The sequence below is a fragment of the uncultured Granulicatella sp. genome, from assembly GCF_963516875.1.
GTDB lineage: Bacteria > Bacillota > Bacilli > Lactobacillales > Aerococcaceae > Granulicatella.
Map to the genome: position 1 here is coordinate 45342 of NZ_CAUQCL010000005.1, position 26072 is coordinate 71413.

Consider the following 26072-nt stretch of genomic DNA (forward strand, 5'->3'; position numbering starts at 1 on the left):
ATTTTCAGCAAAAGTGTACAAAACAAAAATGGGAAATAGTGTTAAGTTTTGTGAAAAAAATCCTTATTAATTTTAGGTATTTTCTATTTAATTAATTTAACAGTAATGAAAGCGTGCACCTAGTAGAATTAAAATGATGAAAATAGGAAAAATTATATAAATAAGAAGAGTTGATTGTGAATTTTTATATTTTTAGAATGCTGAAATTGCTTTAAATATAAAGAAAAATATATAAAAATAAAGTTTATTTATTGTGAAATTAAAAGTTGCATTTCTTGAATTTTTATATCAAATATGTTAATTTATATTAGCCAGATAAAATGGAAATAAAAAAGAAGAGGAGATTATAATGAAGAAAAAGAATCAAAATAATGAATTTAATCGAATTCAACGATTTTCAATTCGTAAGTATAGTTTTGGTGCTGCATCAGTAGCCATTGCAACGTACTTAATGTTTATGGGAAATGGCGCAGTATATGCTGCACAAGAAGGAGTAGTAGAAGGAACTGAACCTAAAACAGGGGAAGTAGTGACTCCAAAAGAAGAGCAAAAATCTGAAACTTTAGATAAGTCAGCTTTAATTCGTTTAATTGCTGAAATTGAAACTAAATTATCAGATGGAAAATACAATGATAAAACAGAAGAAAGTTTATCTGTATTAAAATCTTCAGTCGAATCAGCTAAAACAACTGTAGTAAATGCAACTTCACAAAAAGAATTAAATGCTGCTTACAATAGTTTAGCAACAACTGTAAGTTCAAAATTAAAATCTAAACCAACAGAGAAAAAAGAAACTCCAGCAATAGACACTACTAATGGGAAAGAAACTGTCGGTAAAAAAGCAGAAAACACAGAAAAGAAATCTGATTCTAACTCAATCGAAAATACAGGGTCTAAAGATCCACGTAATGGGAAAGAGCTGGATAAGGAGAATGCGTTTAGAACAGAAGCAACTGCTGCGACGCATGAAGCAACAACAAACAAAGTAGGGAACATTAGTTACACTATGGAGTTTTCTGATGATGCTAATAAAGAAATTTATCTTTATAACCAAGAAGATACAAATGTTGGTATCACTGTAAATTCAACAGCTGGTAATATTAGTTCAGTAAAAGTTAGAGGTGGAGGTAACAGACCTCTTGATGAAGCAACTAAAGATAGCGCTGTTCAAATTGATGGATTTGGATGGAGTTATACACAAACTGTAACTGAAACAGCTGGTCCAGTAACGATGAATATTACTGGTAAGACTAATGAGAGATTTTTAGGTCTTACTCCTACCAACAGACGTGAGGATCAAAATTCGGTTTTAGGAGCTAGATATTTAGTAATCACAGATACTTCAGGAGGAAAGGTAGAGGCACCTAGTAATGGCTCAAATCAACCTGGTTATTTTAATTTAGTTGTTAAATCTCAAACATACAAATACAGCATCCAACAGCCAGAATTAAATGGAGATAAAATTGGTGTAGCTGATATTAACAACTTAACTGCAGCAGATATTCAAAAAATTAAAGACCAAATTAATATCGAATATTCTAAAACAAGTACTGATGCAAGATTAACTTCTAAAAAAGGTATTGCATTAGAGAATAAAGCTGATGTTGTTAAAAATATTGAAGTAGATGGACAAAATATTACTGTAACATACAACGATGATTCTACAGATACAGCAACAATTTCAAGTGTTGTACGTACAAATGAGAAACCAACTGTAGAAATTAAATATTCTGACCCAGCACCAAATAAAAAAGAAGTATATGTTTACGCATCAGAAGTTAATACATTTGATATTAAAATCAAAGATGATAGTGGCAAACTTGCAAGTGCTGAGTTAAGAAGAGGAAGTAACCAAGAGTTTAAAGATGTAGCAGGAGATGCAACTAAGCAAAATACAGAATATGGATTCACTGCAAATAAATACACTTCTGAAACACCTGCAACAGAAGAAAATCCAACAGTAATTACATACACTGGAACGCCAGCACCTGAAGGGAATTTTACAAAAGAAAGATTTGAAGCTGCGATTCAAAATGGAGGAACTCCATTAGGATGGCGTTTTGTGAAAGCTGTTGATAAAGATGGTGCAGACGCACGAGGCAATGGTAGAGATGCTACTGACCCAACTGCAGTTAATGTAATCCTTAAACCTCAAACTTTAAAATACGATATTCAAACTCCAGCAGAAGCAGATAAAGTAGCAGTAACAGATGCTTCAAATGTAACAGATGCTGAATTTGCAAGAGTTAAAGAGAAAATTAAATTAGAATATTCTCAAAATAACCCAGATGAGCGTTTAGCGGATAAAAAAGGTACATTAGTGGATGTACAAGAACAACCTTCACGTATTCAATCAATTACTAGAGATGCTGATGATAATGTAGTTGTAACATACGCCGATGGTTCAAAAGATAAAAAACCTTTATCAGAATTAGTTCGTGTAAACAATGCTCCAGAAGTAAAAATCCCTTACTCTGTAGATGGTAAGAAAGATGTATATGTATATGCAAATGAAGATGTTAATATTGATATTAAATATACAGATGACTCAGGGAAAATTGCCTCAGCTGTTGTTAACGGTGGAGGAAATCAACCGTTAAAAGTAATAAATGAGGATAATCCTAATCTTTTAAATAATGAGTTTGACATGACAGAAGAAAAGATTTCTGCGGAGACTCCAGCGACAGCTGAAAATCCTGCAATTGTTAAAATTCGTGGATTAGTAACGAAAGAAACACCAGGTCTTAAAGCGGATAAATTCCCTAAAGGAGATAATGATGAATATCGTTTAGTCACTCGTTACGCAACAGCAACAGATACAGATGGACGAGAAATAGTAAATAACGCTACTGGTTCTTCATACGCAACAGACCCAGGTGCATTTACAATTGTATTAAAATCTCAAACAAAGAAATATGATATTAAAGAATTAGATGAAGCTAACAAAATTGTAGTATCTGATACAACTAATATCCCAGCAGATGAGTTAGCTAAAATTAAAGAGAACATTCCTTTAGAATACTCTAAGAAAAATGAAGATAAAAACTTAGCGGATAAAAAAGGAACAGCAGTAGACAAAGCTGCTGCTGCAAAAGTAGTTGATACACTTGTTCAAAAAGGAGATAACTTAGAAGTAACTTATAAAGATGGTTCTAAAGATACAATCCCAGTAGATAAAGTTGTAAAATTAGATAAACAACCAGCTATTGATGCAGTAAATAACAAAGCAACTGACCAAATTACAGCGATTAATAATAATACTGCATTAACACCAGCTGAAAAAGAAAAAGCTATTGCTAAAGTAAATGAAGATAAAACAGCAGCATTAGGTAAAATTGATGAAGCTACAAATAATGGAGCAATTGAAACAGCTAAAAATGATGGGAATACTGCAGTATCAAAAGTAAACCCAGTAGCGAAAGAAGCTGCTAAACAAGCTGTTACAGATGCATTAAAAGCTAAAAATGATGCACTTGATGAGCGTGAAGATTTAACTCAAAAAGAAAAAGAAGATGCAAAAGCAGCTGCTAAAGTAGAAGCAGATAAAGCAATTGCTAAAATTAATGAACAACCAGATACTGCACCAACTCCAGCAGAAGCAACAACAGCACAAACAGCAGTTGATACTGGAAAAGCTGATGGTACGACTGCAATCGGTAAAATTAATCCAATCGGTAAACAAGCAGCATTAGATAAAATCGATGAAGCATTAAAAGAAAAAGAAAAAGAAATCGATGCTCGTACTGACTTAACTGATGAAGAGAAAAAAGAAGTTAAAGATAAAGCTAAGGAAATTGCAGCTACTAAAAAAGCTGAAATTAATGCTAAGAAAAATAATGCAGATACAGAAGCAGAAGCTGGAACAGTTCAAGGTGAAATCAATACAGCAGGTACTGATGGAGCAGCGGCTATTACAGCTTTAGCAAAAGATCCAGCGAAAAAACCAGAAGCAAATACAGCTGTGACAAACGCTGCAGAAGCTAAAAAGCAATCAATCCAAGACGATACCGCATTATCATCAGAAGCTAAGAAAAAACTTCAAGATGAAGTAGATGAAATTAAAAAGGCATCAGAAGAAGCGATTAATGGTGCTAAGAAAAATGCCAATGTTGATAAAGCTAAAAAAGCAGCTGAAACAGCAATTGCTGCTATTAACTCTGCACGTTTACCAGGAAATAAATTAGTTGCGAAAAATCCAACAAATCTAGATGCTGAAGAACAAGAGAAACTTAAAAAAGCTATTGAAGCAGTAAACCCAGGCGCAACTGTAACTGTAAATCAAGATGGAAGTGCTAGTGTTACATTACCAAATGGTAAAACAGAACCATTAAAACAAGTTGACTTAACAAAAGATGCGAGTGCTTTAGAAACAGCTGGTGGAGGAAATAATATTAACCGTCCAACAGATAAAGTAATTGTTAATAACCCTGATGAGTTAACTCCTGAAGATAAAGAAAAAATCAAAAAAGCAGTTCGTGATGTTAACCCTAATGCTGTAGTATCAATTGATGCTGCAGGAACAGTAACAGTTTCAACATCAGATGGACATACAGCAGGTTTCCCAGCTAAAGAATTAGTACGTACATTAGCTGATGCAGGAAAAGATGGTTCGGGTAATGCAGGAATTCTTAAACCAGCAGATAAAGTAGTGGGTAATGCAACAAATTCAGCTGATCAAGAAAAAGCAACTGCAAAACTGAAAAAATTAAATGGTGCAGATGCGACAGTTAAATATGACTCTGAAGGAAATGCAACAGTAGTTCTTAAAGATGGTACAATTGCAACAATTCCAGCTGCAGACTTATTTAAAACACCAGAAGATGCAAGTAAAGTAAACGGTGGAGATGATATCAATAAACCGAATGCTCAAACTGTTGTAGCTGATATGGCAACATTAAGCCCAGAAGAACGTACTAAAGTAAAAGACGCGATTAAGGCAAAAGTTGAAGCAGTAAACCCAGGTGCAGTTGTAGTTGTAGATGATAAAGGAAATGCAATTGTAACAACACCAGAAGGAAAAACAGCAGTAATCGATGCAGATGATTTAATTAAAAAACCAAACGAAACATCAACTGCAAAAGCTGGTAATAATATCAATAACCCAGCAGATAGAGTTCAAGTAGCAGATAAAGCTGAATTAACAGAGCCTGAACTTGCTAGAATTAAAGCAGCAGTTGAAGCAGTAAACCCAGGTTCAACAGTTGTCGTTGACGATAAAGGAAATGCGACTGTAACAACACCAGAAGGAAAAACAGCAACAATTCCAGTAGCTGATTTAGTGAAAACTTCATCTGATAAAGAAAATGTAAGTGGTGGAAATCAAGTAAATACTCCAGCAGATAGAGTAGTAGTAGAAAACCCAGCTGCATTAAACGATACAGATAAAGAAAAGATTAAAGCTGAAATCCTTAAAGTAAACCCAGGTGCTGAAGTAGTATTTGATGCAAATGGTAATGCTACCGTAACAAATAAAGATGGCGTTGTAGCAACAATTCCAGCAACAGATTTAGTGAAAGCTAAAACTGAATTAGCAGATCCAACGAAACAAGATGCTGTAAACAAACCAGCAGACAAAGTCGTAGTTGATCCAGAGTTGGTAGATAATGCAGACGCAACATTATCTCAAACGGCTAAAGATGCGATTAAAGCAGCAGTTGAAGCAGTTAACCCAGATTCTACTGTAGTAGTTGACGATAAAGGAAATGCAACAGTAACAACACCAGAAGGTAAAACTGTAGTTATTCCTAAAGCTGACTTAGTAAGAAAAGAAACAGATAAAGAAACTGCAAAAGCAGGAAATAACATCAATAAACCAGCGGATAGAGTATTAGTAACAGACCCAACAAATATTGATGAAGCTGCTAAAAAAGCGATTGAAGAAAAAGTTAAAGCAGTAAATCCAGATGCAACAGTAGTAGTTGATGCAAATGGTAATGCAACAGTGACAACACCAGATGGTAAAACAGCAACAATTCCAGTGGCTGATTTAGTGAAAACAGCAGCTGATGCAGAAAATACTAAAGCAGGTAATAATGTCAATAAACCAGCCGACAAAGTAACTGCTAATAAAGATAATTTACAGCAAACTGATAAAGATAAAATTAAAGAAGCAATTCTTAAAGTAAATCCAGAAGGAACGAAAGTATTTGTTGATGACAAAGGAAATGCAACAGTATCTACTCCAGATGGAAAAACAGCGACAATTCCTGTTGAAGATTTAGTAAAAGCTCCAACTGCTAAAGATGAAGTAAATGGTGGAAATAAAGTAAATACACCAGCAGATAAAGTAGTAGTAGCAAATCCAGCTGAATTAACAACTGAAGATAAGGAAAAAATTGCTGAGAAAATTAAAGCAGTAAATCCAGATGCTAAAGTAGTGTTTGACGACAAAGGAAATGCAACAGTAACAACAAAAGACGGAGCTGTAGCAACAATTCCAGCATCAGACTTAGTGAAAACAAATAATGACTTAACAGATCCAGCTAAACAAGATGCAGTTAAGAAACCAGCTGATAAAACACTTGTTAAGAACCCAGCTAAATTAAGTCAAGAAGAAAAAGATGCTATTAAAGTAGCTGTAGCAAAAGTAAATCCAGAAAACACAACAGTAGTTGTAGATGAACAAGGAAATGCAACAGTAACAACACCAGACGGTAAAACTGAAGTAATTCCAGCATCAGACTTAGTAAAAACTGCAAAAGAAGCTGAAGGTGCAAATGCAGGAAACAACATTAACAAACCGGCAGATAAAGTTTCAGCAACACCAGCAGATTTAACTGGAGATAAGAAAGACGAAGTTAAAGCTAAAATTCAAAAAGCTGTAGAATCAGTAAATCCAGGTGCAACTGTATTCGTAGATGATAAAGGAAACGCAACAGTAACAACACCAGCTGGTAAGACAGCAACAATTTCAGTGGAAGACTTATTGAAAGATCCAGCAGCTAAAGAAACTCCATCAGCAGGAAATAAAGTAAATACTCCAGCTGAAAAAGCACTTGTAGATCCAGCAGTATTGAATGATCCAAAAGCAACATTACCAAAAGATGTTAAAGATGCTATTCAAAAAGCTGTAGAATCTGTAAATCCAGGAGCAACAGTAGTAGTAGATGATAAAGGGAATGCGACAGTAACTGTAACAAATCCAGATGGCACTAAGACTACAGCAACAATTCCAGCTTCAGATTTAGTGAAATCAAATGCTAAAGAAGACTTAGAAAATGCCGCTAAACAAGATGCAATTAAGAAACCTATCGATCAAACAGTAGTTGCAGCTAAAGATGCTTTAACAGGACCTGAAAAAGAAGCGATTAAAGCTAAGGTTCAAGAAGTTAACCCAGGCGCAACTGTAGTAGTTGATGAAAAAGGAAATGCGACTGTAACAACTCCAGAAGGAAAAACAGCAGTAATTCCAGCGGATGATTTAGTGAAAACTGCAGATGAAGTGTTAACTGATCCAAAAGCAGGTAACGTAATTAATAAACCAGCTGATAGAGAATTAGTGGCAGATAAAGAACACTTAACTCCTGAAGATATTCAAGCAATCAAAGATAGAGTTGCAGCAGTTAACCCAGGCTCAACAGTATTCGTAGATGACAAAGGGAATGCAACAGTTACAACGAAAGATGGACAAACTGCAACAATTCCAGTAAATGATTTAGTGAAGACAGAAGCTGATAAGAATACAGCAAATGCTGGTAACAAAGTAAACACTCCAGCAGATAAAGTATTAGTGAAAGATCCAGCTAAATTAACTGCTAAAGAAGTTGAAGAAATCGAGAAGAAAATCAAAGAAGTAAATCCAGATGCTGAAGTAGTATTTGACGACAAAGGAAATGCTACAGTTAAGACTAAAGAAGGTAATATTGCAACAATTCCAGTATCTGACTTAGTTAAACCAAAAGCAGATTTACTAGATCCAGCTAAACAAGATGCAGTGAAGAAACCAGCGGATAAAACTTTAGTGAAAAATCCAGATTCATTAACTCCAGAAGAGAAGAAAGAAATCGAAGCTAAAGTAAGAGCTGTTAACCCACCAGCAGATGGAACAACTGTATTCGTAGATGATAAAGGTAATGCAACAGTAACAACTAAAGATGGTAAGACTGTAGTTATTCCAAAAGATGATTTAGTGAAAACTGAAGCAGAAGCTGCTAACGAAAAAGCTGGAAATAATATTAACAAACCAGCTGATAAAGTTTCAGTAAAAGATAAAGATCAATTAACTGAAGATGATAAAAAAGCAATTGCTGAAAAAGTTAAAGCAGTAAATCCTGGAGCAGAAGTATTCGTAGATGACAAAGGAAATGCAACAGTTACACTGAAAGATGGTAAATCAGCAACAATTCCAGCAACTGATTTAGTGAAATCACCAGAAGATGCAACTAAACCAAATGCTACAAACAAAGTAAATACACCAGCTGATAAAGTTGTTGTAAAAGATCCAGATACTTTAACAGATGCGGATAAAGAAGCTATCACTAAGAAAATTCAAGAAGTGAATCCAGAAGCTAAAGTAGTATTTGATAAGTACGGAAATGCAACAGTAACAACGAAAGATGGAGCAGTAGCAACAATTCCAGCGAAAGATTTAGTGAAAACAGAATCAGATGCAGCTAAACCAGAAGCAGGAAACAATGTGAACAAACCAGCAGATAAGGCTGTAGTAGCGAACCCAGAACAACTTACAGACGCAGAGAAAGAAGCTGTTAAGAAAGCTGTAGAATCAGTAAATCCAGGTTCAACTGTAGTAGTAGACGATAAAGGAAATGCAACAGTAACAACGAAAGATGGTAAGACAGCGGTAATTCCAGCAGCAGACTTAACGAAGACAGAAGTACAAGCTAAAGAGCCAAATGCAGGAAACGACGTAGTTAAACCAGCAGATAAGACTGTAGTAGCAAATCCAGACTTATTAACACAAGATGAGAAAGATACAATTGCAGCTAAAGTTAAAGCAGTAAACCCAGGTGCTGAAGTTGTAGTAGATGACAAAGGAAACGCAACAGTTACATTAGAAAACGGTAAGACAGCGGTAATTCCAGCGGCAGACTTAACGAAGAATGCAGATGCAGAAAATGCACCAAAAGCAGGAAATGAAATTGTTAAACCAGCTTCTAAGACAAAAGTAGCAAATCCAGACTCATTAACACAAGATGAGAAAGATGCAATCGCAGCTAAAGTTAAAGCAGTAAATCCAGGTTCAACTGTAGTAGTAGACGATAAAGGAAACGCAACAGTAACATTAGAAAATGGTAATACAGCAGTCATCCCAGCATCAGATTTAACAAAATCTGAAAAAGATGTGAACGATGGAAAAGCGAAAGACAATGCAGTGACACCAGCTTCTAAGACAAAAGTAGCAAATCCAGAACAATTAACTGACGCTGAGAAGAAAGCAATCGAAGACAAAGTTAAAGCAGTAAATCCAGGCGCAACTGTAGTAGTAGACGATAAAGGAAATGCAACTGTAGTGAAAGATGGTAATGCTTCAGTTATCCCATCAACAGACTTAGTTAAAGTCGAAGATGATGCTAACAAACCTAATGGTGGTAACGATGCAAACACGCCAGCAGCGAAAACTGTAGTAGGAGATCCAGAGTCGTTAACAAAAGATGAGAAAGATGAAATCATCGCTAAAGTTCAAGCAGTAAACCCAGGTTCAACTGTAGTAGTTGATGAAAAAGGAAATGCAACAGTAACGAAAGGTGATGGAACAGTTCTAAATATTCCAGCTTTAGACTTAGTAATCCCAGCTGAAAAATTAGCTGATGAAGCAACAAATGCTAAAGTGAAAACACCAGCATTCCGTACATTAGTTGGAGATAAAGAAAACTTAACAGATGCTGAAAAAGAAGCTGTCAAGAAAGCAATTGAAACAGTAAACCCAGGCGCAACTGTAGTAGTGGACGACAAAGGAAACGCAACAGTAACAATGCCAGATGGTTCTACAGTAACAATTTCTAAAGAACAACTAGTAAAAGATAAAGAAGCTGTGTCTAAATCTAAACATGGTGGAGATAATCTTGATATCGACTTGAGTAAAGTAGAGGTAGCAGACCTTGCTAATATTACTCCAGAAGAAAAAGCGAAATTCCAATTCATGATGTTAGGCGCTATTAATTCTAAAGATGCATTCAATCTTGATGAGTTCACGAAAGAAACAGACGAACAAGGAAATACAGTTTACACATCTAAAGATTCTAAAGTGAAAATTACAATCGACAAAGATGGTAATATGAAAGTTACGAAAGATGGTAAGACTGATTTAGCAGTTAACATTAACAAAGATGGAAATGTAACTATCGTAACAAAAGATGGTAAAGTATTAGCAATTTCAAGAGATGATGCATTTAAACAACGTCCTTATGTACCACAATATGATGGTAATGCAGGAAATACTGATGCTAAAGTAGATAAATCTAAATTAGAATCAGAAATTCATAACTTGGATACTTTAATCACTTCTCAATTAGATAAATTAGATGCTGCACAAGCAAAAGAAGCTCAAACTTTACTTGCAGAAGCTAAAGATGTATTTAATAATCCAAAAGCGACTCAAGCAGAAGTGGATGCAATGGTGAAACGTATCGAAGCGTTCAAAGCTAAATTGTCAACAAACGACAATAGCGGAGAAAGAACAGCTGATCATCAAACAACTGCTCAATCTTCAACAGCGAAAGCTTCAACAGATTCATCACAAAAAGAACTTCCTAATACAGGTACATCTACATTAGGAACAGTTCTTCCAGCAATTGCGGCTCTATTATCAGGAGTAGGCGTATTTGCAACAAAGAAAAAAGAAGATGAATAATCATTAAGCAAGAGATTAAGGAAGTGAGAAAAGAGTTTGTACATTTTCAAAATATAAACTTAGCTTGCTACGAATATCTTGTACGAAAAAAGCTCTCCGGCATGCGGAGAGCTTTTTTCAATAGACTTGGTTATTGGACGATTATGATTTTCTAGTGTACAATGTGAGAAGAAAAGGAGAAGAAAATAATGTTAGTATTATCCCTATTATTAATCACTATTACGATTGCATCTTATTTCATTTTACAATTTTATTTTGGTACAAGAATTTATTTTTCAGAATCATTTTTTTTAACAATAAGAGAAGTGATGCTTCCTCTTTTATTTGTAAGCTATGAAATATTTAGTCAGTTTATTTTAGGTATATCATTAATGCCTTGGGTGATTGTATTCAGTAGTATAGCAGGAATGCTTTTATTATTAGTGAAAAAGAAAAATCCAGAGTTTTATATCCGTCAATTTGTGTATCAATTTTGTTCAATTGAATTTTTAATTTTAGTGATTGGTCATCTGATATTAGCAGGTCAATTTATTTATTTCTTGATTTTTAAATAAAGATTTTAACAGAAAAAGAGCTCGCCGTATGATACGGTGGGCTCTTTTAGTTTTTTTGTTATAAATAGGATTCAAATAACTCTTCTGAAATATTAAATTATTATAAACTGGTTGCTTATGAAATGACACCATTTTTCATTGAATCTATGATGTCAGTTATATTTCCTAGTTCGATGTGTTAAGAAAGATAAACCTAATTTGATAAAAATTGGGGTGAAAATAAAATATTTTTTAACTTTTTTAATAAAAAAGTGGTGAAAAGTGGGGGAGTGTGGTAAACTATGGATAATTAATGAATGATAGGAGGAGTCTGCATGTTAATCGGTGAATACCAACACACAATAGATGCTAAGGGACGTATGATTGTTCCAGCGAAGTTTCGCGAAGATTTAGGATTTACTTTTGTTGTAACACGTGGACTAGATGGCTGCTTATACGGCTATCCTCTTGAACAGTGGCAATTGCTTCGTCAAAAGTTAAGTGAATTACCTCAATCAAAAAAAGACACTCGTGCATTTGCCCGCTTCTTTAATTCTGCTGCAAGCGAAGTGGAATTTGATAAACAAGGAAGAATTAATATCACACCAACTCTACGAGAACATGCAGGTTTAGTAAAAAATTGTCGTGTCATTGGTGTGAATGACCGAATTGAAATTTGGGATGAAGATCGTTGGAAAGCATATGTTGCTGAAACTGAAGAGAATTTTGAAGAATTAGCAGAACAAATGGCTGATTTTGGATTTTAGAAAGGGTATTAATAGAGAATGTTTAAACATGTAACCGTATTGCTACATGAAACAGTAGACAACCTTGAGGTAAAACCAGATGGGATTTATGTAGATTGTACATTAGGTGGGGCAGGACATAGTGAATATTTATTAAGTCAATTGACAACAGGACATTTATATTGTTTTGACCAAGATATGAATGCTATTGATAATGCTAAAATCCGTTTGAAAAATTTTATTGATAAAGATAAAGTAACATTTATTCATGCAAATTTTAGAATGATTCAGGAAAAACTTAATGAATTAGGAATTAAAAAAGTCGATGGGATTTTGTATGACTTAGGAGTATCTTCTCCCCAGTTGGATCAAATTGAGAGAGGATTTAGCTATCATCAAAATGCTATTTTAGATATGAGAATGGATCAAACGGCATCATTAACTGCAAAAGAAATTATTAATGATTGGAGTTATGATGAATTAGTTCGGATTTTTTATCGCTATGGAGAAGAAAAATTCTCTAAACAAATTGCGAGAAATATTGAACGTATTCGTCAAGACCATGAAATTGAAACAACTGGAGAATTAGTGGATATTATTCGTGATAGTATTCCTGCTGCTGCAAGAAGAAAAGGTGGGCATCCTGCTAAAAGAATTTTCCAAGCGGTGCGTATTGCGGTGAATGATGAATTAGCAGCAGTGGAGGACTCACTGGAACAAGCTTTTGACTTGTTAGAAGTAGGTGGAAGAATCAGTGTGATTTCATTCCATTCATTAGAAGATCGTATTGTAAAAACGATGTTTAAACAAAAAAGCACTGTAGAACAAGGACCTAAAAATTTACCAATTTTACCAGGTCAGTTAGAAAGTGCAGATTTCAAATTAATTACAAGAAAACCAATTTTGCCAACAGAAGAAGAAATGCAAGAAAATTCACGATCACAAAGTGCGAAATTACGTGTGATTGAACGTGTAAAATAAGTAGTAAAGGAGGCGTTTTTTGATGGCATTAGCAAAACAAATCGTTGATGTAAATTCTACAACAATAGCCAGAGAAGCCTTTCCGAATACTTATAAAGATGCAGTAGTCACAGCTATTCCGCAGGAAAGAGTAAAAGTTAATTATGTACGTAATATGATTGTTGGTTTAGTGCTTATGTTTGCTTTAGCAACAATCACAATTATCAGTTCAATGGTTGTAACGAATAAAAATCGTCAATTACAAGACATTCAAACAAATACGACATTGATGCAAAGAAAAAATGATACGTTATTACAATCGGCACAAGAATTATCACAATATGACCGTGTGAATCGTATTGCTAAAGAACAAGGATTAAAAATGGGCGAAAATAACGTAAGGAATGTTGAACAATGAAAAAAAAACATTTTAAGGAATATATGGGAAATAGAAAGATTGCGATACATTGCTTGATGGCAATCGCATTCTTCCTATTTCTCATTTTTTCTATCAATTTCTATAAAATCATGGTGCTTGGTCAAAGTCATGGCGTCGATTTAAGAAAAGAATTAGATAAAAAATTAACACATACTACATTATTAAAAGCAAAACGTGGAAATATTTATGATGCGAGTGGTAGTCCTATTGCGGTAGATGCAACGAATTTTTCTTTATTTGCTGTATTAACAGATCAATGGGATAAAGGAAAAAATGATTACGTTCAAGATGTTTCTAAAACGGCTGCTGTTTTATCGAAGTATATCGATATGAAAGCTCCAGAAATTGAAAAAATCTTATCTCAGAAAAATGTTGCGCAAGTAGAATTCGGAAATGCGGGGAAAAATCTTTCTGTCGAAACAAAAGAAAAAATTGAAAAAGAAGCTCTTCCAGGAATTAAATTTACGGAAAATCTTTCTCGTTATTATCCAAATGGAATTTTTGCTTCTCACTTGATTGGTTACACAGATGTTGAAAAGGAAGAATTAGATGGAAAATCTGTTGAACAATTAGTCGGTAAGATGGGAATTGAAGCATCATATAATGCAACTTTGACGGGGAAACCTGGAGAAGTAACTTCACGATTAGACGGAAATGGATATGTAATTTCAGGAAGTGAGGAAGTGACAGAACAGCCAAAAGATGGAAATGATTTATATTTAACCATCGACAAAAAAATGCAAACTTATTTAGAATCTTTAGTGTCACAAGTAGATGAAAAATATATTCCAAAACAATTAACAGCAATGTTGGTAGACCCAAAGACTGGGAATATAGTAGCAGCAACGCAACGTCCAACGTTTAATGGAACTACTAAAGAAGGAATTTCAACTATGTGGAATAATTTGTTAATGGATGAAGCCTATGAGCCTGGTTCAACAATGAAAGTATTAGCTCTTGCTGCTGCTATTAATGAAGGAGTTTTTGACCCTAATGAAAAGAATGAATCTGGTAAAATCCAGATTTTTAAAGATTTAGTTCGTGACTATAATAAAGTTGGTTGGGGGAGAATCACTTATTTAGAAAGTTTAGCTCACTCAAGTAACGTTGCTTTTGTTCATGTAGTTCAAAAAATTGGAGTAGAAAAATGGAAGCAATATTTAGATTTATTTGGATTTGGTCAAAGTACGCAATCAGGATTTTTAAATGAAGCTACTGGATTGAATACATATAATTCTTATTTACAACAATTGTCGACTGGTTTTGGACAAGGGATTTCTGTAACAGCTTTTCAAATGGTACAAGCTTTTACAGCAATTGCGAATCAAGGAGAAATGAAAAAATTAAGAATTGTGGATCATGAGTTTAGACCAGCAACAAATACTACAGTTAATTTTTCTGAAAATTCTTTAGGGCAAGTAATTAAACCGGAAACAGCTAAAAAAACTCTAGAATATTTACGTCAAGCAACTACTATGAAAGATGGAACATCTAATGGGTTTGATATTGAAGGTGAGGAAATAGCTGCGAAAACAGGAACTGCCCAATTTGTAAATCCTGAAACAGGAACTTATTACTCGTATGGAAGTAATTATATTTATTCTGTAGTTGGATTTGCGCCTGCAAGTGATCCAAAATATATTTTATATATTACATTGAAGCAACCTCAAAATAACCCTTATGGAGCTGGAGGTAGTGCTTTAATTAAAGAGATTTTTAATCCAATGATGAAACGTGCGTTAGATTATAGTCGATTAACGCAATAAAAAGGAGGAATTTAGAAATGTTAGCTACAGAATTAGCTCAATTAATTTATCTCAAAAAGATTGAAGGTAATTTATCAGGTGTAACAATTGATTTTTTAGCACAAGATTCAAGAAAAGTTCGTCCAAATACATTATTTTTCTGTATTGATGGAGTTACAGTAGATGGGCATCGCTTTGCTGCTGCTGCGAAAGAAAAAGGTGCCGTTGCCTTTGTAGCTAGTAAATCTATCAAAAATCAAGTAGGGGATACTCCAGTAATTTATGTTAAAGATGTGACAAGAGTGATGGCTTTGTTGGCAAATCATTTTTATGGATATCCAACTCAATCTTTACAAATGATTGGTGTTACAGGAACTAATGGTAAAACGACAGTCACTCATATGATCGATGCATTATTGGAAAAACCGAATAAACCAACTGCATTAATTGGTACAATTTATCGTAAAATTGGTCCAAAAATTATTCAGACTCACAATACGACGCCTGAAATTTTAACATTGCATGAAACTTTCCAAGAACTAAAAGAGATTGGTGGAGAAACTTGTTTGATGGAAGTTTCCTCTCATGCTTTACAATTAGGTCGTATTTGGGGATTAGATTATGATTGTGTAGTCTTTACAAATTTAACACATGAACATCTAGATTTACACAAAACAATGGAACAATATGCGCATGCTAAAAGTTTATTATTTTCTCAATTAGGAAACTATGTTGGAGAAAATTCTAAACCAAAAGTAGCGATTTTAAATGCGGATGATGAACAGTTTCAAATGTTTGAGTATTCTACTCCTGTTCAAGTAATTAGTTATGGAATCACAGCAGATGCTGATTTTAAAGCGGAAAATATTCGTACAGAAAATGGCCATACAATCTTTGAATTAGTTATTCAGCAAGAGGAACGCTACTTAGTAGATATGCCAATACTTGGAACATTTAATGTATACAATATGTTGTCTGCAATTGCTGTAGCCTATGTTTATGGGATTTCTATAGAAGAAATTTTGGGAAAAGTGAAAGCATTCAAAGGGGTTGCTGGACGTATGCAAGCCGTTGATAAAGGACAAGATTTTCAAGTAATCGTGGACTTTGCTCATACTCCGGATGGATTAGAAAATGTATTAGATTCCTTAGCACAAATTCCACATGGTAAAATTATTACAGTTGTGGGGCATAGTGGTGGAAATCGTGATTCTAGTATGAGACCAGAATTAGGAAGAATAGCTTTAACAAAATCAGACCATGTTGTCTTTACAGCAGATAATCCTAGAACTGAGCCCTTAGTAAATATTTATGAAGGATTGCTAAGTGCAGTTGATAAGAATTCTGTTTCTTATGAATGCATTGATAAACGAGAAGAAGCAATTGAAAAAGCACTTCAGTTAGCAATTGCAGGAGATATTGTGTTACTTGCTGGAAAAGGTGTTGAACCGTATCAAATTATTGGTGAAGTGGAATATCCTTATAATGAAATTGAAGTCGTAGAATCATTATTAGGAAAGTTATAAAAAGGAGAAAATGATGACATTACAATTATTACTTGTATTAGGAGCCACATTACTAGCAACAGTATTTGCGGAGCCTAAATTTATTCAGTTTATGCGAATGAATCAGTTTGGGCAAACAACTTTAGAAGATGGGCCATCTTGGCATAAAGCCAAAAGTGGAACACCTACGATGGGAGGATTTATCTTCCTACTGATGATTGGAATTGTCAGTTTAGTTCTTGGAGGATTATTCGGACATTTTAATTTTACATTATTGAGTGGAGTAATTGGATTTGTATTTTTTGGGGCAATCGGATTTTTTGATGATTTTATCAAGGTTTTTAGAAAGCAAAATCAAGGTCTAAAAAGTCATCAAAAATTTATTTTACAAATAGTAGGATCAGCTGTTTTTGTGGTTTTATTCTTATTAAGTGGACGTGATCCGTTAATTTATATTCCGTTTATTGGTGAAGTACACAGTTTATTATTGTTTGCAATCTTTACAATTATTTGGATTACAGGATTTTCAAATGCTGTAAATTTAACAGATGGGCTAGATGGTTTAGCAACGTCAACATCTATTGTCGCTTATGCAACGTATGCATTTTTAGCATTACATTCAAAACAAGTAGAAATTGCATTCTTCTGTTTTAGTGTTGTAGGTGGGTTAATTGGATTCTTAATGTTCAATTGGAAGCCAGCTAAAATCTTTATGGGAGATGTTGGTTCTCTAGCTTTAGGTGCAGGTTTAGCAATCATTTCTTTAATGCTTCATCATGAGTGGAGTTTGCTAGGAATTGGGATTGTATTCGTATTAGAGACAGCTAGTGTTATTATTCAAGTAACTTCATTTCAATTAACAGGAAAACGTGTGTTTAAAATGAGTCCAATTCACCATCATTTTGAGATGTGTGATTGGAAAGAAGTGAAAATCGTTTTAGTCTTCAGTTTAGTTGGATTAATTGGAGCATTGATTACATTAGTATTGATTTAGAAAAGCTTTTTAGCTTTTCATACATATTTTTAGGCAGTTCATACTGCCATATACATAGTGAAATAAAAATAGGGGGCATATTAGGTGCTGAATGAAAAGAAATTTGAACATAAAAGAGTATTAGTGATTGGATTAGCAAAAAGTGGAGTGGCAGTTGCCAAATTATTATTACATCAAGGAGCGATTGTAACAGTAAATGATCGTATTCCATTAGAAGAAAATTCAGATGCAAAAAGTTTAATTGAAGAAGGAATTCGTGTTTTGGCAGGTTCGCATCCTGTTGATTTATTAGAAGAACATTTTGATTTTGTTGTGAAAAATCCAGGTATTCCATACCATAATTGTATGGTAGAAGCTGCTATTAAAAAAGGAATTCCAGTATATACAGAAGTTGAAATTGCCTATCAATTACTAGAAGGATTAATCATTGGAATTACAGGTTCAAATGGGAAAACAACAACGACTACATTAGCGAGCTTGATGTTGAAAGAATCTTTCCCTGAACGTCAGGTTTATGCGGCAGGAAATATTGGAATTCCATTATCGCAATTAGCAGAACAATCTACAAAAGAAGATATTTATGTTTCAGAATTGAGTAGTTTCCAATTGATGGGTATTGATCAATTCAAGCCGAAAATTGCGTGTATTGTAAATATATTCAGCGCTCATTTAGATTATCATGGAACAAGGGAAGAATATATTAAGGCGAAACTTCAATTGACGAAAAATCAAACGGAGGAAGACTATTTAGTCTATAATGCCGATTATCCAGAGTTGATTACCTTAATTGAAGGACATACAAAGGCAACATTAGTTCCATTTAGTAGAAAAAATGTTTTAGAATTTGGAGCTTCAGTTGAAGGAGATTATATTTGCTTCAATGGTGAAAAGGTAATTCCTGTTTCAACGATTCAAGTTCCTGGAACGCAAAATGTTGAAAATGTATTAGCAGCAGTTGCGATTGCAAAATTAGCAGGAGCTACTAATGAAGGAATTGAAAAAGCAGTACAAAATTTCCATGGTGTAAAACACCGTACACAATTTGTAAAAGAAGTAAATAAGAGACGTTTCTACAATGATTCGAAAGCAACGAACATTATTGCCACTCAAACAGCCTTGCGTAGCTTCACCAATCAATCGGTTGTTTTAATCGCCGGTGGGTTAGATAGAGGAAATGGTTTTGATGAATTAGTTCCAGATTTAAAAGCTGTATCTGGTATTGTTTTGTATGGAGAAACGAAAGAAAAATTACAAGAAGCTGCGAAAGTTGCAAGTATTCCTGTTATTGAAATCGTGAATACATTAGAAGAAGCGACTAAAAAGGCTTATGAAATCAGTAAAGAAGACGATATTATTTTATTATCACCAGCTTGTGCAAGTTGGGATCAATTTAAGAATTTTGAAATTCGTGGGGATGAATTTATTCGAGTTATAGAGAATTTATAAGAAAGAGGAAAATATTCATGAGAGTTGTCGTATCTGGCGGAGGTACAGGAGGTCATATTTATCCTGCACTTGCATTTATGAGATATTTAGAAAAACAAGAGGATGTAGAATATTTATATATTGGAACAAAACGAGGATTAGAAAGTAAAATTGTTCCTCAAGCAGGATATGCATTTGAATCTATTAAAATCGAAGGCTTAAAACGTTCGCTTTCATTAGAAAACTTAAAAACAGCCTACTATATGGTAACAAGTGTTATTAAAGCAAGAAAAATTTTAAAAGAATTTAAACCAGATGTTGTCATTGGTACGGGTGGTTATGTTTGTGCACCCGTATTATTTGCAGCTAGTTTGCTAAAAATTCCAACTATTATTCATGAACAAAATAGTGTTGCCGGAATAACAAATAAATTTTTAGCAAAATGGGTCAATAAAATTGCGATTTGCTTTGAAGATGTGAAAAAAGATTTTGCCTCTTACAGTGATAAAGTTGTTTTAACAGGAAATCCTAGAGGACAAGAAGTTGTAGAAATTGAGAAAAAACCTGAATATTTAGCTTCTATAGGAGTAGAGACAGATTTACCAATTGTTGTTATTTTTGGTGGAAGTCGTGGGTCTGAACGAATGAATGAAGTGTTTGTTGAGGCTTTAGAAGGATTTGCTAATAAAAATTATCATGTCATAATGGTTACAGGAGAAGTACATTATGACAAAATCAACAATCAGATTACAAATTTAGAAAAATCATTGCCAAATGTTTCTGTTTTTCCGTATATTAAAGATATGCCACAACTATTCCAAAATGTAGATTTGGTCGTTTGTCGTAGTGGCGCAACAACTTTAACAGAACTAACAGCATTAGGTTTAGCAAGTATTTTAATTCCAAGTCCATATGTAACGAATAATCATCAAGAAGCCAATGCTCGTTCGTTAGTCGATCAAGGAGCAGCATCGATGATTTTAGAAAAAGAATTGAATGCTCAAATAATGTTAGCTGAAATTGATCACATTTTATTAGATTCTCAAAAGAAAGAAGCAATGGCTGCTTCTGCTAGAAAAATGGGAATTACAGATGCAAGTGTAAGATTAACAAGTATGATTCATGAAATGATGTAGAAAGAAAATGGAGGAGTCTTATGAAATTTTTTAAAAAAGCTTCAACTTCTTCGCCTCCTCCGACTGAGTTCAATGAGGAGGTACAAAACAAGGAATCATTACGGATATTGAGAAAAATCTTTCATTTTTCTAAGTTAGAAATGAGATTTTTATGGTGGATATTTCTTGCTTGTATGTTTTGGGGATTGTATTTTATTTCTCCTTTTTCAAAACCTAAGGAAATTTATGTGTATGGGAATCGACAAGTAGCAGTTGAAATGATTCAAGAACAAGCAGGCATCAAAAAAGGAAAGAGTATCTGGGGAATTTTATCAGAACATGAAATCATTCGAAAAAGATTAACCGCTCAAAACCCTAAAATTAAAGATGTTTCTGTAACATTGTCAGGATTGAATACAATCCGGTTAACGATTTTAGAAAATCCTGCCATTGGTTATTATGTTGAAGATGGGCAATATAAAGAGTTATTAGAAGATGCTCAGTCGATTTCAGTAGAAGAATTAACAAATAAAGAAAAATATCCAGAATTAGTGAACTTCACAGAAGAATCGAGAATTCAATTAGCCAATCAATTGGAGAAAACTTCTCCAAGTGTGATTAGTAATATTCGTCAAATTCAATATGTAGATCCTGAACAAAAACCGCTAAAACTTCATTTAAAAATGAAGGATGGAATGAAAGTGATTGGGACATTAAAAGATATTGGTGAGAAGCTTAATTATTATCCAAGTATTTTAAAACAATTGCCTAAAAAATCAGGAACGATTGATATGGAAGTTGGAATTTTTTACACACCTGACGTGAATGCCCAATAAATTGAAAAAAATTATTAAGAAAATATACAAATGTTTTCTTAACAGTCAAGAAATATGTTAAAATGAATCAGTATAGTTATTTATAAAATGTGAATGAAAAAATATTAGTAGGAGGTTTCAATAAACGTGAAAAATCAAGGAATTTATGTGAGTTTAGATATTGGAACCACTTCAATTAAAGTTGTTGTTGCTGAATATATTCGTGGACAATTAAACATTATTGGAGTCGGCAATGAAAAATCTCAAGGACTTAGTCGGGGAGTAATTGTAGATATCGACGAAACTGTTGAATCTATTAAAAAAGCCGTTAAACAAGCAGAACAAAAATCAAATATTGAAATTAAAGATGTTATCGTAGGAATCCCAAGTAATCAAATTTCGATTGAACCATGTCATGGCATGATTGCTGTTTCAAGTGAAAATCGTGAAATTACTGATGTGGATGTTCATAATGTTATTTCAGCAGCAAAAGTTCGTTCAGTTGCTCCTGAAAGAGAAATTATTTCTGTCATTCCAGAAGAATTTATCGTAGATGGATTCGATGGAATTAAAGATCCTCGTGGAATGATTGGTGTTCGATTAGAATTATACGCAAGCATGATTACTGGACCAAAAACAATTGTTCATAATATCAAACGTTGTATTGATAAAGCAGGATTAAATATTGAAGAAATGGTTATTCAACCTCTTGCTATTAGCCAAGTAGCAATGTCAGCAGGTGAACGTGAGTTTGGTACAATTCTAATTGATATGGGTGGCGGACAAACTAGTGCGTCAGTAATGCATGATCATCAATTAAAATTCTCTTATGTTGACCAAGAAGGTGGAGATTTCGTAACAAAAGACATTTCAGTTATTTTAAATGCAAGCTATGAAAATGCAGAACGTATTAAACGTGAGTATGGCTATGCTATTTCTACTGAAACTTCTGATGAAGAATTCTTCCCAGTTGAAACAATTGGAAAAAAAGATCCTGTTAAAGTGGATGAACATTATTTGTCAGAAATTATTGAAGCGAGAGAAGTTCAAATTTTTGAAACAATTAAACGTGCTTTAGATCAAGTAGATGCATTAAGTTTACCTGGAGGAATTGTTTTAACCGGTGGAGCATCTTCTATGGCAGGTGTACTTGAATTAGCTCAAGAAATTTTTGGAGTAAATGTAAAAACATATATTCCTGAACAAATGGGAATGAGAAATCCAATTTATGCAACAAGTATGGGATTAATTCAATATGCTGCATCATTAGATGATGTGCATCGTATTGCCCAAAAAGGTAAATTAACAACTGAAAAGAGAGTAACACCTCTAACGAACCCTAGCCGTCCAGTTGTAGAACCAACTCCACAACCAGTTGAACAACCAAAGGTGGATGTGGAAGTAAAACAAGAAACTGAATCAGAAAGTTTTGGAGATAAAGTGAAAAACTTCTTCAAAATGTTCATTGACTAGTAAGAATCTAAGGAGGAAAAAGAATGGAATTCGAATTTGATACAAATTTACAAGGCGCTGTTATTAAAGTCATTGGTGTAGGTGGAGCAGGAAATAATGCTGTAAACCGTATGATTGCTGAAGGCGTACAAGGCGTTGAATTTATCGTTGCCAATACAGATACACAAGCTTTAGCAAATTCTAAAGCAGAAACTAAAATTCAATTAGGACCTAAATTAACAAAAGGTTTAGGAGCAGGTTCATTACCTGACATCGGTTTAAAAGCTGCAGAAGAAAGTGAAGAACGTATTCGTGAAGCTTTATCAGGAGCAGATTTAATTTTCGTTACAGCTGGTATGGGTGGCGGAACTGGTACTGGTGCAGCACCAATCGTAGCTCGTATTGCAAAAGATTTAGGAGCTTTAACGGTTGGGGTAGTAACTCGTCCATTTAGCTTTGAAGGACCAAAACGTGGTCGTTATGCAGCAGAAGGTGTTGCTCAAATGAAAGCAAATGTGGATACATTAGTAACAATTTCAAATAACCGTTTATTAGAAATCGTTGATAAAAAGACTCCTATGTTAGAAGCATTCCGTGAAGCAGACAATGTATTACGTCAAGGAGTACAAGGTATTTCTGATTTAATTATTGCACCTGGTTATGTAAACTTAGACTTTGCTGACGTGAAAACAGTCATGAAAGATCAAGGTTCAGCATTAATGGGAATCGGAGTTGCTAGTGGAGAAAACCGTACTGCAGAAGCAACGAAAAAAGCTATTTCTTCTCCATTATTAGAAGTTTCAATTGATGGAGCAGAACAAATCTTATTAAACATTACAGGTGGATCTGATTTAACATTATTCGAAGCGCAAGATGCTTCTGATATCGTAGCAGCAGCTGCAACAAATGATGTTAATATTATCTTTGGTACATCTATTAATGAAAATCTTGGAGATGAAGTTATTGTAACAGTTATTGCTACTGGAATTGATGAAGAACATAAATCTTCTAAAAAAACAGCTAGTCGCACTAGCCGTCCAACATTAACACCAACTACACCAACTTCAACAAAAGAAATTGGAAATAACCCTCAAACATTCCAAGAAAAACAAGTAACACCAAAGAAAAAAGCAGTAGTTGAAGAAAAACAACCTGAAAAAGATATTTTCGGAGATTGGGATATTCGTCGTGAAGCAACTGTTCGTGAAACAACAACAGAAACAGATTCTCCATTTTCACAAAAGAGTTTCGTAGAAGCTCCAGTGGAAACAAAATATGAATCTGATGACACATTAGACACACCACCATTCTTCAGAAGAAGAAATAGAAACTAATATGATGATTAAACGTAATGCAGAACAAATATTAACTCGCATTCAACAATCATGCGATAAAGTTTCAAGAGATGTACAAGAAGTATGTCCTATCATAGTAACTAAAAATCGTACGAATGAAGAAATCCAAGAAGTTTATTCTCTTGGATTTCGGCATTTTGCGGAGAATCGTGTTGAAAAACTATTAGAGCGTCAAGAAGCATTCCCGCAAGAGGATATTGTTTGGCATTTGATTGGACCATTACAAAAAAGAAAAGTAAAACAAATTGTGAATCGAATTCAATATTTTCACGCGATTGATCGATTATCGATTATGGAAGAAATAGAAAAAAGATTAAATTCACCATTGAAATGTTTTCTAGAAGTCAATGTTTCTGGGGAAGAATCGAAACATGGTTTTACTACAAAAGAAGTTTTTGAAGCTTTTGAAGTTTCCAAACAATATGCTAACATTGACATCATTGGATTAATGACAATGGCACCATTCGATGCGAGTGAAGAAGAAATTCGTCAGTATTTTCATGAGTTAAAAGAAATTTCTGAAAATATTAACAGTGAGAAGCCATTACAATTAAGCATGGGGATGAGTCAAGATTATCCGATTGCGATTGAAGAAGGCGCTCATTTTATTAGAATAGGAACGGCTTGGTTTGAAGAGGAGGAGTAGTATGGGATTTTGGAATAGCGTTAAAACATTTTTAGATCCAGATGATGGGTATGAGCCAATCGATGAAGAAATGTATGAAGAAGAACAGTCAAATGTTCAGGAATACCGAAGAACTCCCTCTAATGTTGTTAGTTTTCAACAAGCACAACAAAATAAAAAAGTTTCAAAAGTTTTTGTAATGGAACCAACGGTTTATACAGAAGCAGAACGTGTGGCAGACGCTTTGTTAAAAGGTGAAGCAGTGATTATTAACTTTAGAAAAATGGAAGTTGCGGATGCGAAAAGAGTCATCGACTTTGTCGTTGGAGTCACTTATGCCATTAATGGAGATGTTCAACAAATTCGAGAAGATATTTATATTTGTTCACCACCGAATTTCCAAGTACAAGGATCTTTTGTTGAGGATGAGTATTCTTCTTATTAATGGAAATAAATTTAAGTTAAGGAGAAAGATATGTTATTGTTTCAATTTATCCGTTTATTGTTACGGGCAATTGATCTTTATATATTGTTAATTACAATTTATGTTGTATTAACTTGGTTTCCACAAGCGCAAAATACTAAATTAGCCAGATGGCTTCAAGCGTTGTGTGAACCATATTTATCTTATTTCGATAAAATAAGAATAGGAATGTTTGGTTTTTCAGCTATTTTTGGAATTTTATTTTTACAGTTTGTAAAACTAGGCATTATTCAAATTGTTAAATTTATATTTTAATAGGTGATAGTTATGGATACGTCTATATTTCAACATTTTAGAAAAGAAGAACAAGATTTTATTCGAAAAGTAGAATCTTGGGTTGCTTCTTGTCAAGAACAGTATGCTCCGATATTGACACCCTTTTTAGATCCACGACAACAATTTATTGTTGAGGCTATTGTTGGACAATATGATGATATAATATTTCAATTTGAAGGTGGCTATATTGCTGCTGAGCGAAAAAGAGGTATGATTTATCCAGATTTTTATACACCGACAACAGATGAATTTGATGTTGCATTAATAGAAATTCATTATCCGATAAAATTTTCTTCAATAAGTCATGGACAAATCCTCGGTTCTTTGGTAGGCTTAGGGATAGACCGTGACCAATTAGGAGATATTATATCGGATGGAGAAAGATGGCAATTATTCGTAACAAAACAAATGTTGTCTTATTTAAAACATAATTTTCAAAAGGTAGGGAAAATTAGTATCCGTATTGAAGAAAGAGATTATCCTGATCTAATCATTCCTATCGATCATTGGTCTTATACAACTGCAATTGTATCCTCATTGAGATTAGATACATTAATTGCATCTATTTTCCATATTTCTCGACAACGTTCAAAGGAATTAGTGGAAGGAAATAAAGTTAAGGTGAATTGGGCAGAAGAAATTCGTCCAGATTTTATGATTGAAATACTTGATATTATTTCCATAAGAGGGTATGGTAGAATACAGATAAAAAATATAGAGGGACGGACGAAAAAGGATAAAATAAAACTTGAAATAGGTCTGCTCGAGAAAAATAAATAAGAGGAGTTGGAAA

17 protein-coding genes are annotated in these 26072 nt (G+C 33.9%); all 17 read left to right on the forward strand.

All coding sequences use genetic code 11. From position 1 onward, the window contains the following. Positions 1–349: 349 nt before the first annotated feature. The 17 genes from RWM24_RS03600 (at position 350) to RWM24_RS03680 (ending at position 26059) form a co-directional block, all read left to right on the forward strand. Positions 350–10810: a DUF1542 domain-containing protein gene (locus RWM24_RS03600; RefSeq protein WP_314111641.1), complete on the forward strand. Its 10461-nt coding sequence runs from the start codon at positions 350–352 to the stop codon at positions 10808–10810. Positions 10811–10998: 188 nt separating this feature from the next. Next, a complete protein-coding gene (locus RWM24_RS03605; RefSeq protein WP_314111643.1) occupies positions 10999–11364 on the forward strand; it encodes a DUF3397 family protein in 366 nt (121 codons plus the stop codon). A gap of 314 nt (positions 11365–11678) precedes the next feature. Then, positions 11679–12110: a division/cell wall cluster transcriptional repressor MraZ gene (mraZ, locus tag RWM24_RS03610; RefSeq protein ID WP_314111646.1), complete on the forward strand. Its 432-nt coding sequence runs from the start codon at positions 11679–11681 to the stop codon at positions 12108–12110. An 18-nt stretch (positions 12111–12128) separates the two neighbouring features. Further along, a complete protein-coding gene (gene rsmH, locus RWM24_RS03615; protein ID WP_314111648.1) occupies positions 12129–13070 on the forward strand; it encodes a 16S rRNA (cytosine(1402)-N(4))-methyltransferase RsmH in 942 nt (313 codons plus the stop codon). A 22-nt stretch (positions 13071–13092) separates the two neighbouring features. Next, a complete protein-coding gene (locus RWM24_RS03620) occupies positions 13093–13467 on the forward strand; it encodes a cell division protein FtsL (RefSeq protein WP_314111649.1) in 375 nt (124 codons plus the stop codon). Then, the gene (locus RWM24_RS03625; protein ID WP_314111652.1) at positions 13464–15254 is read left to right on the forward strand and encodes a penicillin-binding transpeptidase domain-containing protein; all 1791 of its coding nucleotides are present in this window, start codon (positions 13464–13466) and stop codon (positions 15252–15254) included. Before RWM24_RS03620 ends, RWM24_RS03625 begins: the two co-directional genes overlap by 4 nt. 17 nt (positions 15255–15271) lie before the next feature. Then, the gene (locus RWM24_RS03630) at positions 15272–16759 is read left to right on the forward strand and encodes a UDP-N-acetylmuramoyl-L-alanyl-D-glutamate--2,6-diaminopimelate ligase (RefSeq protein WP_314111654.1); all 1488 of its coding nucleotides are present in this window, start codon (positions 15272–15274) and stop codon (positions 16757–16759) included. A 10-nt stretch (positions 16760–16769) separates the two neighbouring features. Then, complete coding sequence (mraY, locus tag RWM24_RS03635) at positions 16770–17732, forward strand: phospho-N-acetylmuramoyl-pentapeptide-transferase (protein WP_314111656.1); 963 nt, start codon at positions 16770–16772, stop codon at positions 17730–17732. 84 nt (positions 17733–17816) lie between these two features. Further along, the gene (murD, locus tag RWM24_RS03640) at positions 17817–19178 is read left to right on the forward strand and encodes a UDP-N-acetylmuramoyl-L-alanine--D-glutamate ligase (protein ID WP_314111659.1); all 1362 of its coding nucleotides are present in this window, start codon (positions 17817–17819) and stop codon (positions 19176–19178) included. Positions 19179–19195: 17 nt separating this feature from the next. Continuing rightward, entirely contained in the window at positions 19196–20293 is a 1098-nt protein-coding gene (murG, locus tag RWM24_RS03645; protein ID WP_314111661.1) for an undecaprenyldiphospho-muramoylpentapeptide beta-N-acetylglucosaminyltransferase, read from the forward strand. A 20-nt stretch (positions 20294–20313) separates the two neighbouring features. Next, positions 20314–21108, forward strand: coding sequence for an FtsQ-type POTRA domain-containing protein (locus RWM24_RS03650; RefSeq protein ID WP_314111664.1), 795 nt, complete (start codon positions 20314–20316; stop codon positions 21106–21108). Positions 21109–21234: 126 nt separating this feature from the next. Beyond that, positions 21235–22560, forward strand: a complete 1326-nt coding sequence (ftsA, locus tag RWM24_RS03655; RefSeq protein WP_314111666.1) for a cell division protein FtsA — start codon at positions 21235–21237, stop codon at positions 22558–22560. Between the two features lie 23 nt (positions 22561–22583). Next, on the forward strand, positions 22584–23873 hold the full coding sequence (ftsZ, locus tag RWM24_RS03660; RefSeq protein WP_314111668.1) for a cell division protein FtsZ: 1290 nt from the start codon (positions 22584–22586) through the stop codon (positions 23871–23873). 4 nt (positions 23874–23877) lie between these two features. Further along, complete coding sequence (locus RWM24_RS03665; protein WP_314111697.1) at positions 23878–24540, forward strand: YggS family pyridoxal phosphate-dependent enzyme; 663 nt, start codon at positions 23878–23880, stop codon at positions 24538–24540. 1 nt (position 24541) lies between these two features. Next, positions 24542–24964: a cell division protein SepF gene (locus RWM24_RS03670; RefSeq protein ID WP_314078019.1), complete on the forward strand. Its 423-nt coding sequence runs from the start codon at positions 24542–24544 to the stop codon at positions 24962–24964. Positions 24965–24994: 30 nt separating this feature from the next. Further along, positions 24995–25258 carry a YggT family protein gene (locus tag RWM24_RS03675; protein WP_314111670.1) on the forward strand — a complete coding sequence of 88 codons (264 nt, stop codon included), beginning with the start codon at positions 24995–24997 and terminating at the stop codon, positions 25256–25258. Between the two features lie 12 nt (positions 25259–25270). Beyond that, entirely contained in the window at positions 25271–26059 is a 789-nt protein-coding gene (locus RWM24_RS03680) for an RNA-binding protein (protein WP_314111673.1), read from the forward strand. The last annotated feature ends 13 nt before the right edge of the window (positions 26060–26072 follow it).